Source organism: Halomonas sp. PR-M31, assembly GCF_001039575.1.
GTDB lineage: Bacteria > Pseudomonadota > Gammaproteobacteria > Pseudomonadales > Halomonadaceae > Modicisalibacter.
Genome location: NZ_JIBT01000066.1, coordinates 1 through 12,212, shown reverse-complemented (window position 1 = coordinate 12,212; position 12,212 = coordinate 1). Strand labels below are relative to the sequence as shown.

Sequence of the window (12,212 nt, the reverse complement as noted above, 5' to 3'; positions counted from 1 at the left end):
TCCTGCTTGACCGTTATGGACGACCTGGTCCTGGGTCACGGCTTGCGCCGGATGATGGTGCGTTATTGCAACCCACGGCTGCCGCTTTCGAGCGCTTCGGTGACCAGGCGTTGAGTGAACCAGCCCTGGTCCTCATCTCGACAAGCCAGCTGTGCCTGGGGTAAGGCGGCGGATGCTTGCCTCATGACGCGCAGATGCACGCAGGTGCGGCCACTGGCGGCGTAGTAGCGCTCTTCTGCCGTCACTTCGACACTGCTGCCCCAGGGACTTTGCTGAAGCTGAATCACACGGCCGGGAGAAGCGGTCTCGAGGAACTGATCAAGAGTGGGGTCAACGGCGGTTCCCCCGCGCATCGAGGCAATATTCTGAGCGCCATTGCTCATGGAGCCTTGAGCGGCGCAACCCGCGAGCGTCATCAGACACAACGAGGCAAAAGCGAGTCGCAAACCGGTCATGGCACGACCCGGGGAAGGTGCGTTGTTTAATGTCATGCGTCTCACTGGTTTACTTGCTTGTGAAATTTACCGGGTGGTTTGGTCACCCGCCGCGATCCTGCCGCAGGACACTGCTATGGGCGTCGGACACGCACAGCCCTTCTGTGCACTGCTTTTTTAAACATCGAATTAACTAAAAGAATAAAACTTTATAGGGCGCTTGGTGGGGAGCATATTATGGTAAAGGGGGTTATAAAACTAGCCTCGATGCTCACCTAATAGGCTTAGTTTCATTCAATAGACTTAGCCTGGACATAAGTGCTTGGCGCCGCACGCTTTCAGGCGTGGGTGGGGGAAAGTGCAACAAAATGAAATGAGCGATTCGACAAGGCGCAATGGGGTGCATTGCGCCTTGGGTAAGGATTCTCTTCAGTGAGAAAGGATGGTTTTAGCGGTTACCAGACGAGATCACGCCTCACCCAGCAGCCCCAGACTTGCCATCGGTGTCTGACGACGCACGCTCCGGGACAGCGCATGCCCGATGAGGCCGATGAGCAAGGCCCCGCCAATGGGCAGAATCAACCACATCAACCAGTGTACTCGCGGCGCCAGCTCCAGCCAGCGATATACACCCCGGCGGCGGCGGCTTCCGCGAGCAAGGCGCCCATCAGGCCGCTGGTAAATCCCAGCAGCGCAAACTCAACCCCCTGAACCCGGGAAATCAACCGATCGCCGGCGCCGAATACCCGCAGCAGGCCGCTTTCGTGGGTGCGCAGCGTATGGCTGGCGGTCAGGGCGGCATAAAGCACGCTCACCCCGGCCAGCAGCACGAAGGCCAATACGAACTCCACCGCCCGGGTCACCTGGGACAACAGCTCCCGAACCCGGCCGAGAATGGCCTCGACGTTGATCAATGATACTCCGGGAAAGGCGGATACCAGTTTGCCCGGCACATTGCTGCCATCCGCCACGTGAAAGGCGGTGATATAGCTGTGGCCAAAGCGTTCCAAGGTCTCCGGAGGAAAGACCACGTAGAAATTGGGCCAAAAGCTGTCCCAATCGACCTCCCGCAGACTGGTGATTTCGCCGGTGACGTCGGACCCGCCAATGGAGAAGGTCAGAGTATCGCCAAGCGAAATCCCGAAACGTCCGGCAAGGCCGCTCTCCATGGAAATTGGCACGGGCTGATCGTTGTCGGAGGAAGCTGCGGCATTTCGAGCAAACCATTGCCCCTCGAGAATACGATTGCCTTCCGGCACTTCATCCTGCCAAGTCAGATTGAGTTCCCGACGCAGGGCGTTGTCACCGCGGCTCTCCGCGGGCACGACCTCCCGGGGCGGCTGACCGTTGATCGCCACGATGCGTCCACGCACCATGGGATACAGGGCGCTTCGGGTATCCGCCGCGTCCCCGAGGATGTCGATGAAGCCTTCGCGCTCGCCGGCCTGAATGTTGATGGCGAAATAGTTCGGCGTGTCCTCGGGCAGCTGCGCCTGCCAGGTGGTCAACAGATCGCCCCGCACCAGGGTGATGATGGCCATGGCGGCGAAGGTCACCGCGAAGGCCAGCAGTTGACCGAGACTGGCCTGGCGCCGTCGCGCCAATTGCCGCGCGCCCAGCCTGAGAGCCTGGGCACCGCCGCTTGCCCCATTGCCGAAACGCCCGGCCAGACGCAATACCAGCCCCAGCAGCAGCCAGCCCAATGCCCATAGCAGCACCAAGGCAACCAGCCCCCCCAGCAACAAGCCAAGGGAGAGCATGAAATCGCCGGAATAGAGCCACAGAAGGCCGCCGAACACCAGGCTCGCGACACCGACCACCAGCCAGGCGGAGGCCGGCAAGGGATCGAGTTCACGACGCAGCACCTTGAGCGCACTGACCTGTTTCAAGCGCAGCAGGGTCGGGCCGGCAAAGCCCACCAGCACTGCAAGGGCGGTCAAGATGCCAAGTAATAGCGGCAGTATGCCCGGGGGCGGCAATTCCAGGGGTAGAAAACGCATCAGCAATGAAAGCAGTCCCGCCTGCCCTGCCAGCCCTAGCAATGCGCCGATGACCGAGGCGGAGAGCGCCAGCCACAAGAGCTGCAGGGCGAAGAGCTGGGTCAACTGGCGCTGGGAGGCCCCGAAGCAGCGCAGCAAGGCGGCGGTGTCCAGGTGCCGATCCACATAGCGCCTCGTTGCCATGGCCACCGCCACGCCAGCCAGCAGCACCGCCGCCAAACCCGCCAGACTCAAATATTTCTCCGCTCGCTCCAGGGCGTTGCCAAGCTGGGGGCGATCCTCGCGCACGTCCTCGACTTCAACGCCCTGCTGTTCCAGCTGGGCCAGCAGATCCTCGACCCTGGCCACCGCCTCCGGCGGCCCCTTGGCCAACAGCTCATACTCGATCCGGGAACCCGGACGCACCAGTCCGGTGGCGTCGAGATCGTCGATGTGCATCATCAAGCGCGGGTTGAAGCTGCCGAACCCGGCGGATTGATCCGGCTCGCGCTCGATCAGCCCGCTCACCGTCAGCTGCATCTGACCCAGCTGAAACGACTCGCCGATTTCGATGTTCAGCAACTGCGCCAGGCGTGGCGCGATCCAGGCATTGCCCGGCGCCGGGCCCTGGGCCAGCTCCTCGACGCCTTCGCCCATATCTACCAGCACCTTGCCATACAGTGGATAGGCCTCATCCACTACCTTGAGGCTTGCCGGCTGAAACGAATCGTCGCGACTGGCCATCGACACCAGATCGACCTGATCCGCCAACACCAGGCCCGCGTCTTCAAACTGTTGGCGCAGATCCTCGTCGAAGGGTTTGCTCTGCTCGAGCTTGATATCGCCTCCCACTAGTTGGCCTGCCTGCCGGGTCAAGCCGCGATCGAGACGATCAAGAAAAAAGCCGATCATGGTGGAGGCCGCCACCGCCAGCGCCAGGGCCACGAACAAGGCACGCACATCGCTTGCGCGCAGGTCCCGCTTCAAACCTTTCAAGGACAGCCTCAATAAGCTCGCCCCGCCTTTTTCCTCTTTGCTTACAGCACCCTTCATTTCTGAACCGGCATTTCTGCTCATTTCGTTGCTCATGCTTCTACCTCGTCCCGATCCAGGACGGTCAGGTGGCCAGCATCGAGCTTGAGACAACGATCGCAGCGCCGGGCCAGGTGATGATCATGAGTGACCAGCACCAGGGTGGTGCCTGCTTCACGGTTGAGTTCGAACAATAGATCGATGACCTTTCCACCGGTACCGCGATCCAGATTACCCGTGGGCTCATCGGCGAATACCAGTTCCGGGCTGGTAACGAAGGCGCGGGCGACCGCGACCCGCTGCTGCTCACCGCCAGAGAGCTGCTTGGGCAAATGATCCATGCGCTCCCCCAACCCCACTCGAGTCAGCCATTCTCGGCCTCTGATCTGATGATCGCTTCCCGGCAACAGTTCCAGGGGCAGCAATACGTTCTCCAACGCGGTCAGGGTCGGCAGCAGCTGGAAATTCTGAAACACGAAACCGACCCGCCCGGCCCGCAGTCCCGCGCGACCATCCTCATCGAGTTCCTTCAACGACTGTCCAAACAGATCGAGCTCGCCGCTGGTGGGGATATCGAGCCCCGCCAACAAGCCCAGCAGCGTGGACTTGCCGGCGCCGGAACTTCCCAGAATCGCCACGCTCTCACCGGGGAACACCTCGAGATCAAGATTACTTAAGATATCCAGCCGGCGTTCGCCACTGACAACCTGCTTGCCAAGACCTTTGGCATGTAGAATTGCACTCATTTCACGCGTTTGGGAGTTGGACATGATGCACGCTTTCCCTGTGGTTAAACGGTTCCTGAACAAAAGCCTGATGGTGGCGCTGCTGTTATTACTACCGCTATGGGCGGGCCTGGCAAATGCTGCCAACACGACCCTGCTGGTCATGGGGGATAGCCTTAGCGCTGCCTATGGTATCGAGCGTCAGGCCGGCTGGGTCAGTCTACTGAGCCAGCGCCTGGGTGATGAAGTCAAGGTCGTCAATGCCAGCATCAGCGGCGAGACCACGTCTGGCGGCGTGTCCCGTCTGCATGAGCTACTCAGACAACATGGCCCGGACATCGTTCTGATCGAGCTGGGGGGAAACGATGGCCTGCGCGGTCTGCCCCCCAAGCAGATGCGCCATAATCTTTCCACCATGATCGAAGCCAGTAAAAAGATCGATGCCAAGGTGCTGCTGGTGGGCATCGAGATACCGCCCAATTATGGCCAGGCTTACACCCAGGCCTTCAAGACGGTCTACCATGATCTGGCCGAACAGTACGACGTACCTCTGGTGCCCTTTCTTCTCGAGGGTATTGCGCTAGAGGATGACCTCATGCAGGACGACGGCATTCATCCTACCGCCGAGGCTCAGCCCCGTATGCTCGAGAACGTCTGGCCCAAGCTGGAAGCGCTGTTGCCAGAAAAGGCACAGGAACGGGTTGCAAGCCATTGACCGGCTCGCCAGTGGTCCATTGATGGACTAAACTTGGTCCACCACTTGATGAGATGAATCCTATGCGTATCGAAACCATCAGTTACCTGAAACAGAATGCTGCCACCCTGGATGTTCGGGAGCCGCTGATCATCACCCAGAATGGCAAGCCGACCTATGTGGTGGAATCCTATGCCGCTCATGAACGTCGCGAACAGGGCCTCGCTCTGCTCAAGCTCCTGAGCCTGGGTGAACGCAGCCGCGAAGCCGGCATGACCATGAGCGCCGAGGAGTTCAAGGCCAAGCTCAAAGAAGATCATGCAGCCGAACGAGGCGAACCCATTTGACTCGAACAAGTGCGGTCACCTTCGAGAATACGGCTCTACAATCCCTACGTAATTGCCGCTATTTTCTTATCGATCATCTCGAAATGCCGCTAGACAAGGCCCACACCTATACCCTGAGTTTAGCTGATACAGCCGTTTCACCATTGGCACAGCGCGCCGATACCTATGCGATCTGCCGACAGGCAGCGGAGCTTGGTACCAATGACTACCGCGAGCTGCCGATCGACAATTACCGTGTCGTTTACCGCATCTGGCCGGAGACCCATGCCGTCTCCATTTATCTGTTCGTCCATCAGCGCCAGGATCTCAAGCAGCTATTGTTTCAGTATCAGATACTCAAATGACACCCTCGCTCGCTGAAGCGAGCTTCTACACGTAAGCAGCCGCACCGGGTTTAGTAGGAGCCTGATTTATCGGGCGATAGCCAGACCACCATCGCTCACTAAAGTGATCTCCTACAAAAATCACGCCGAAGCCGGCGCGGGCGCCTTCTGCAACTGCTGCAACCCCAGCCCACCGAGAATCAGCACAAGCCCGATCAGAGTCGAGGCGAGGATGGGCTCACCTACGATGAAGTGCAGAAGCAATAGCGATACCGGCGGCGACAGAAAAATTAGGTTGGAGACCTTGGCGGTGCGCGATATCTGCTGGACCGCCATCTGCCACAGCACGAAGGCGATGCCCATCTCGAATAGCCCGACATAGATGCCCGCCCCCAGACTACTCCAGCCGTGCCAGGTAAACCCCGGCCCGATGAGCACGAGCAGCGTCAGAATCGGCAGGCCCACGCTGAAGTTCTGCCACTGGGCCACCAAGGGCTCTCGATGATCCTTGGCGTTGAACAACCAATACAGCGCCCAGAGCAGCGTCGAGGCCAGGGCGAACCCGACCCCCAGCGGATCGGCGAAGGCCACCTCGAATACCGCGCCACGAGTGGCAATGACCCAGACGCCGGCGTAGGCGATCAATCCGGCAAGAATATCCATGCGGGTCAGACGCTGACCGAGAATCGGCACGGCGAGAAAGCCCATGGCCAGCGCCCAGGTATAGTTCAGTGCCATGGCCTCCTGACCCGGCAATCGGTCGTAGGCAGCGAACAGCACCAGATAGTAGGCCACCGGATTCATCAGCCCGGCCCACAGCGCGGTACGCCAGCCTTTGCGCAAGGCCAGGCCAAGCTGTCCTCGCTTGACCACCAACGCACCGATCAGCAACCAGGAGACCAGCGCCGCGATCCAGATCAGCTCCACCGGCGTCATGCTCGCCAAGGCCAGCTTGAAGGCGGTCGCCACCGTGGACCATAACGCCACCGCGGCCACGCCGTAGAGCATCGCTTGCCGATCCTGAGTCATGCCTACTCCTATCCCATGTGCGTTTACGCTAAGGTAACCACCCTAACCGCCCTGCGTCGCTTAGACGAGCATGGCGATCATCGAACAACTGAATTTTGTTAAGGAACTCTGGCATGGAGGCAACTCGCAATAGCCTGCCGCCGTCCTCCCCCGACGCGCCCCCCGAGAAGATCAGCGCCTTCGTTACTGCCTATCAACTAAATGGTACCGGCGGCGGCCGCATACTCGACGACACGCAGCTGCACGCCGTGTGGCACAGTGAAGAAGCCGCACTCTGGCTGCATCTGGATTTCCGTCATGACGACGTCATGACCTATTTGCACTCCCTTGCGGAACTCGACGAGGCGGTCATCGAGGCGCTGCTCGAGGAAGACACGCGCCCGCGGGTGGCGCGCTTCGGTCGCGGTGTCGTGACTACCTTGCGCGGCATCAACTTCAACCCTGGCGCGGCGCGAGACGATTTGATCTCCCTGCGGGTGTGGATGACCCCCAAGCGCCTGATCACCTTGCGCCGGCGCCCGCTGCATGCGGTCAGCGTGGTGCGCGAACGTATCGACAGCGGTGACGGCGCCGAGTCGATTCCAGACCTGACGGCCTGGTTGACGGAAACACTCGTCGATCAAGTGGGCGATGTGACTCACCAGCTCGATGGGCGTCTGGCGGAACTGGAAGAAGCCCAGCTCAACGATCCTGAAGACGTGGACAGCGACGACTTGACGCGGATTCGTCGCTCCTTGATCAACCTGCGCCGCTTCATGGGCCCTCAGCGCGACTGCCTGGCGCAGCTGGCCCAGGGTCCGTTATGGCTCGACGAGGAAACCAAGGTATCGCTGCGAGAAAGCGCCAACCAGCTTTCACGCTATACCGAAGACTTCAATGCCATGCAGGAGCGCGCCCATATCCTTCAGGAGCAGTACTGGAGCGAACACAACGAACAGCTCAACGAGCGCATGTACATGCTGGCCATCGTCACCACGGTGTTTCTCCCCTTGAGCTTTCTCACCGGCCTGCTGGGCATCAACGTCGGCGGTATTCCGGGGGCCGAGAATCCTTACGCGTTCACGATATTCATTGCGCTCACCCTGGCGATCGGCATCGCGGTGATGGCGCTGCTCAAGCGCAAGCACTGGTGGTAGGAAGCCTAGCGATCGATATGACCCAGGTCTCGCTCAGGATCAAGCCGGTCGCGTACCCGACGCTTGAGCTCTTTTATATCCGGAAAGCCCCCGTCGCGTTTGCGCTCCCAGATCACCTGGTCATCGAACAGCACTTCGAAATGGCCGCCATGACTGGGGGCCAAGGCAACTTCGGCAAGATCCTCACCAAAGGTGGAAAGAAGCTCCTGGGCATACCACCCTGCCCTAAGAAGCCAGTGACATTGCGTGCAATAATGAATACGTACTCGAGCCATTTTGACCTCCTCTCATGACGTGACAATGGCTCATCATAACAATGTGTCGATGATCAAATGTGTCGATACGTGTCGGCAGCTCCATGGAGGACATGCATGGCCAGCACCCCCATCAGTCAGTCCCGTTTTTACGAGTGGCTGACCGGCGATGAAGATAGTCGTCTGTGCAAGGACATTTCGGACGAGGCCTGCAACGAGCAGCCGGGCAATTTCTTTCGCCATCTCGCGGCATCCCTTGGCAACAAGCTGGCGGACGAGTTCTCCAGCGCGCGGTTGGTACTGCCCTGGTTGCTCGGGGTGATCGGTGCCCCGCTGTGGATGGTGGGGCTGCTGGTCCCCATTCGCGAAGCCGGTTCTCTTCTGCCCCAGGTCTTCATCGCCGGATTCATTCGTCATATGCCCCAACGCAAATGGGTATGGGTCATCGGCGGAGTGCTTCAGGCGCTTTGTGCAGGGGCGCTTGCGCTACTGGCACTGACCGGCAGTGGCGGCCTGGGGGGTGCCCTGGTGCTGATCGTACTGGTCGTGCTTTCGCTGGCGCGAGGGCTTTCTTCCATTGCCACCAAGGATGTACTGGGCAAGACCATTGCCAAACAGCGCCGCGGTAATCTGATGGGTTGGAGCGGCAGTGTCGCCGGTGCCATGACCCTGCTTGCCGGCGGTGTACTGATGCTGTTTGACGATCGTCACGGCGAGACAGTGCTGGCGATATTGCTGGCCATTGCCGCCTTAGGCTGGGCGATCAATGCGGCCTGCGCCGCCGCCATTCGCGAAGATCGAGGCGCCACGGAAGGCGGTGAAAACGCCTGGGACAGTATTCGCCAAGGCCTTGAGCTGCTGCGTCAGGATCGCACCTTCCTGCATTTCAATCTGGCCCGGGCGCTGCTGCTCTCGAGCGCGCTTGCCCTGCCCTATATTGCGCTGCTTGGCCAACGCCAAAGCGGCGAGGATCTGGGCGGCCTCGGCGTACTCATCGTCATCTCAGGGCTTGCCAGCATGCTGGCAAGCCCGTTCTGGGGCAAGCGGGCTGATATCTCGAGTCACAAGGTGATGCGCGATGCCGGCGCCATGGCCGGGCTCTGCTGTCTAACGGCAGCGGGAATCGCCTGGATGCCGGGAGATTGGACCCGAACGATCTGGCCCTTCGCCCTGGTTTATGGAGTGCTGGTCATCGCTCACGCAGGCATTCGGCTTGGCCGCAAGACCTATGTGGTGGACATGGCGGGTCGCGATGACCGCGCACTCTATGTCGCTTTATCGAATACGCTGACCGGACTCTTGATGTTGATCGTGGGTGCTATCATTGGTGTGTTGGCTCAATGGCTTGGCAGTACCGGTTTGTTGTTGGTACTTTCCCTGTGCGCTTTTGCCGCTTCTGTCACCGCGCAACGCTTGCCACAGGTCGAATAGTATCGACAAAGCGTTGAAAACATTACTAAGGCTGGCCATGATAGACGGACAAGGGCTTTGCGCGCCCCTGGGCCAGCGCACCAGACGCCTCCCATGATCCGTTACAGGACCGCCATCGCATGAAAAGACCTGCAATGATCGACGCGGCACTGCTGGAGCGTATCATCGATGCATCCGAGGATGGCATCGTGGTCGCCGAGCAGGAGGGCGACGACACCATTCTCATCTACGTCAATCAGGGATTCGAGCGCCTCACCGGCTATAGCGCTGATGAGATTCTCTATCAAGACTGTCGTTTCCTACAAAAAGAAGATCACGATCAGCCTGGCCTGGATAACATTCGCCAAGCCATCGCCGATCAGCGGCCTTGCCGCGAAGTGTTGCGCAACTACCGTAAGGATGGCAGCTTTTTCTGGAACGAACTGTCGATTACCCCGGTGTTCGATGAGCAAGACCAGCTTACCTATTTCGTCGGAGTGCAAAAGGACGTTACCGGACATATGGAAGCCCTGGAAAAACTTGCTGCGCTGCAGGCCGGCCAAAACTCATGAAACTTTGGTTTTTTTCCTGAAATGCTTGTTATCACCTCCAACCAGCGCTATATAGCCAACAAGGTGTCTAGATCCAATATAGAACGCTGGCAGAGGGTCGAACATGAGCCACGATACGCTTAGTGACGAACAATTCGACGATCAAGATAGTTACGAAGCCGATAATGATGCGCAATATCAACGCTCCCGGAGTCCACGTAATGACACGCTGCGTTTGCGTCGCCAGGTCGAAGCATTGTTGGAAGAGCGTCGATTGAAGCGGGCAATAGAAGACGACTGGGACCTGGAAGAAGAATAACGCTTTACGTCACGCCCTATTTTTATAATGCGCCAGCTCGATCATCTCGGCTGGTGCATATCCTGGACTGGCCTTTCCTCAGTGCGACCACTATCATCAAGGCCACCTAAATCCCAACATGATGGCAATGGATTTCCATGGCGCAATACGTCTACACCATGAATCGGGTGGGCAAGGTCGTGCCCCCGAAGCGCGAGATTCTCAAGAACATTTCGCTATCCTTTTTCCCCGGCGCCAAAATCGGCGTTCTCGGTCTCAACGGCTCGGGCAAATCGACGCTGTTGCGTATCATGGCAGGGGTCGATACCGAATATAACGGCGAAGCTCGACCAATGCCGGGCCTCAACATCGGCTATCTGCCTCAGGAACCAGAGCTTGACGATAGCAAGAGCGTGCGCGACATCGTCGAGGAAGCCGTCGGTGAAATCAAGAAGGCTCAGGAACAGCTGGATGCCGTCTATATCGCCTATGCAGAGCCGGATGCAGATTTTGACGCCTTGGCTGCGGAACAGGCTCGACTGGAGAACCTGATCGAAGCCTCTGATGCCCACAACCTGGAGCGCAAGCTCGAGGTGGCCGCCGAAGCGCTGCGACTTCCACCTTGGGATGCCAACGTCGGCGTGCTATCCGGGGGCGAGCGTCGCCGGGTGGCGCTATGCCGGCTGCTGCTTTCCAATCCGGACATGCTGTTGCTGGACGAGCCTACCAACCATTTGGATGCAGAATCCGTGGCTTGGCTCGAGCGCTTCTTGCACGACTACCCGGGCACCGTGGTGGCCATTACCCACGATCGTTATTTTCTCGACAACGTGGCGGGCTGGATTCTCGAACTCGATCGCGGCCAGGGCATTCCTTTCGAAGGCAACTATTCCGACTGGCTCGAAGCCAAAGAGAAGCGCCTGGCCCAGGAAGCCAAACAGGAAGCCTCCCGGCAAAAGGCCATCAAGGACGAGCTCGAGTGGGTGCGCAGCAACGCCAAGGGCCGCCAGGCCAAGAGCAAGGCGCGCCTCAATCGCTTCGAGGAAATGCAGTCCGGCGACTTCCAGAAGCGCAACGAGACCAACGAGATCTACATTCCGCCCGGTCCACGTCTGGGTGACAAGGTGATCGAACTGCATGACGTGGGCAAACGCTACGATGACAAACTGCTGTTCGAGCATCTATCGTTCCAGGTGCCAAAAGGCGCCATCGTCGGCATCATTGGTGGCAACGGCGCCGGTAAGTCGTCTCTGTTTCGCATGATCAACGGCACCGAACAGCCCGATGAAGGCGAAATCGTCATCGGCGACACCGTGCAGATCGCCTATGTCGAACAGCTGCGCGACGGCCTCGATAACAAGCAGACCGTGTGGGAAGCGGTGTCCGAAGGCCAGGACATGCTCAACATCAATGGCTACGAGGTGTCGTCCCGGGCCTATGTGGGGCGCTTCAACTTCAAGGGCAACGATCAGCAAAAACGCCTGTCGGAGCTTTCCGGCGGCGAGCGTGGCCGACTGCAGCTGGCTCAGACCCTGAAGCAAGGCGCCAACGTGCTGCTGCTTGACGAGCCATCCAACGATCTGGACATCGAGACTCTGCGCGCCCTGGAAGAAGCCATACTGGCCTTTCCCGGCTGCGCTTTGGTGATTTCCCACGACCGCTGGTTCCTGGACCGTATCGCTACCCACATTCTCGCCTACGAAGGGGATTCTCAGGTGGTATTCTTCGAGGGCAACTACAGCCACTACGAAGCGGATCATAGAAAGCGGGTCGGTAACGACACGCCGAAGCGCATGAAGTACAAGCGTATTGACGCCTAATGCCGATAACGTTGGCTGAACGATACTGCTGAACCGTTTGTTTAAACTGTTTGTCTGGCCTGTTTTACCTAGGGCCTGTTGACGTTTCATTCACGGCCGCGCTGGCGCCAGTTTTTATTCAGGGCAAGGCAGGAGGAGAGAAATTTGGTTATTCCAAATGAACGACGACTAACGCAGCAG

At 59.0% G+C, this 12,212-nt stretch carries 12 protein-coding genes and 1 pseudogene; 8 read left to right on the top strand and 5 right to left on the bottom strand.

Annotated elements, in window-relative coordinates; translation table 11 throughout:
• Window positions 1-62: 62 nt before the first annotated feature.
• The 3 genes and pseudogenes from CH74_RS15960 to CH74_RS15950 all read right to left on the bottom strand — a co-directional run bounded on the left by CH74_RS15960 (window position 63) and on the right by CH74_RS15950 (window position 4,215).
• Window positions 63-491 (bottom strand): DVU3141 family protein, encoded by a 429-nt coding sequence (locus tag CH74_RS15960; protein WP_053070801.1) that lies wholly within the window; start codon window positions 489-491, stop codon window positions 63-65.
• A 411-nt stretch (window positions 492-902) separates the two neighbouring features.
• A pseudogene (locus CH74_RS15955) lies at window positions 903-3,466 on the bottom strand (ABC transporter permease).
• A gap of 32 nt (window positions 3,467-3,498) precedes the next feature.
• Window positions 3,499-4,215 (bottom strand): ABC transporter ATP-binding protein, encoded by a 717-nt coding sequence (locus CH74_RS15950; protein WP_048308513.1) that lies wholly within the window; start codon window positions 4,213-4,215, stop codon window positions 3,499-3,501.
• Here CH74_RS15950 and CH74_RS15945 point away from each other — a divergent pair.
• From CH74_RS15945 to CH74_RS15935, 3 genes are all read left to right on the top strand, one after another.
• Window positions 4,214-4,885 (top strand): arylesterase, encoded by a 672-nt coding sequence (locus CH74_RS15945; RefSeq protein ID WP_048308512.1) that lies wholly within the window; start codon window positions 4,214-4,216, stop codon window positions 4,883-4,885. The two genes, CH74_RS15950 and CH74_RS15945, sit on opposite strands and share 2 nt — an antisense overlap.
• A 62-nt stretch (window positions 4,886-4,947) precedes the next feature.
• Window positions 4,948-5,211 carry a type II toxin-antitoxin system Phd/YefM family antitoxin gene (locus CH74_RS15940; protein WP_048308511.1) on the top strand — a complete coding sequence of 88 codons (264 nt, stop codon included), beginning with the start codon at window positions 4,948-4,950 and terminating at the stop codon, window positions 5,209-5,211.
• Window positions 5,208-5,555 carry a type II toxin-antitoxin system RelE/ParE family toxin gene (locus CH74_RS15935; protein ID WP_048308510.1) on the top strand — a complete coding sequence of 116 codons (348 nt, stop codon included), beginning with the start codon at window positions 5,208-5,210 and terminating at the stop codon, window positions 5,553-5,555. Before CH74_RS15940 ends, CH74_RS15935 begins: the two co-directional genes overlap by 4 nt.
• Window positions 5,556-5,675: 120 nt before the next feature.
• Here CH74_RS15935 and CH74_RS15930 read toward each other — a convergent pair whose 3' ends face one another.
• The gene (locus CH74_RS15930) at window positions 5,676-6,563 is read right to left on the bottom strand and encodes a DMT family transporter (protein ID WP_048308509.1); all 888 of its coding nucleotides are present in this window, start codon (window positions 6,561-6,563) and stop codon (window positions 5,676-5,678) included.
• Between the two features lie 113 nt (window positions 6,564-6,676).
• Between CH74_RS15930 and CH74_RS15925 the strand changes: the two genes are divergently transcribed.
• The gene (locus tag CH74_RS15925; protein ID WP_048308508.1) at window positions 6,677-7,699 is read left to right on the top strand and encodes a zinc transporter ZntB; all 1,023 of its coding nucleotides are present in this window, start codon (window positions 6,677-6,679) and stop codon (window positions 7,697-7,699) included.
• Between the two features lie 5 nt (window positions 7,700-7,704).
• Here CH74_RS15925 and CH74_RS15920 read toward each other — a convergent pair whose 3' ends face one another.
• Window positions 7,705-7,974: a SelT/SelW/SelH family protein gene (locus tag CH74_RS15920; protein WP_048308507.1), complete on the bottom strand. Its 270-nt coding sequence runs from the start codon at window positions 7,972-7,974 to the stop codon at window positions 7,705-7,707.
• A 96-nt stretch (window positions 7,975-8,070) separates the two neighbouring features.
• Here CH74_RS15920 and CH74_RS15915 point away from each other — a divergent pair, with 96 nt between their 5' ends.
• The 4 genes from CH74_RS15915 to ettA all read left to right on the top strand — a co-directional run bounded on the left by CH74_RS15915 (window position 8,071) and on the right by ettA (window position 12,032).
• A complete protein-coding gene (locus tag CH74_RS15915; protein WP_048308506.1) occupies window positions 8,071-9,384 on the top strand; it encodes an MFS transporter in 1,314 nt (437 codons plus the stop codon).
• Between the two features lie 119 nt (window positions 9,385-9,503).
• Window positions 9,504-9,935: a PAS domain-containing protein gene (locus CH74_RS15910; protein WP_082140460.1), complete on the top strand. Its 432-nt coding sequence runs from the start codon at window positions 9,504-9,506 to the stop codon at window positions 9,933-9,935.
• A 103-nt stretch (window positions 9,936-10,038) separates the two neighbouring features.
• Window positions 10,039-10,233, top strand: a complete 195-nt coding sequence (locus CH74_RS15905) for a PA3496 family putative envelope integrity protein (protein WP_048308504.1) — start codon at window positions 10,039-10,041, stop codon at window positions 10,231-10,233.
• Window positions 10,234-10,370: 137 nt separating this feature from the next.
• The gene (gene ettA, locus CH74_RS15900) at window positions 10,371-12,032 is read left to right on the top strand and encodes an energy-dependent translational throttle protein EttA (protein WP_048308503.1); all 1,662 of its coding nucleotides are present in this window, start codon (window positions 10,371-10,373) and stop codon (window positions 12,030-12,032) included.
• Window positions 12,033-12,212: the final 180 nt, after the last annotated feature.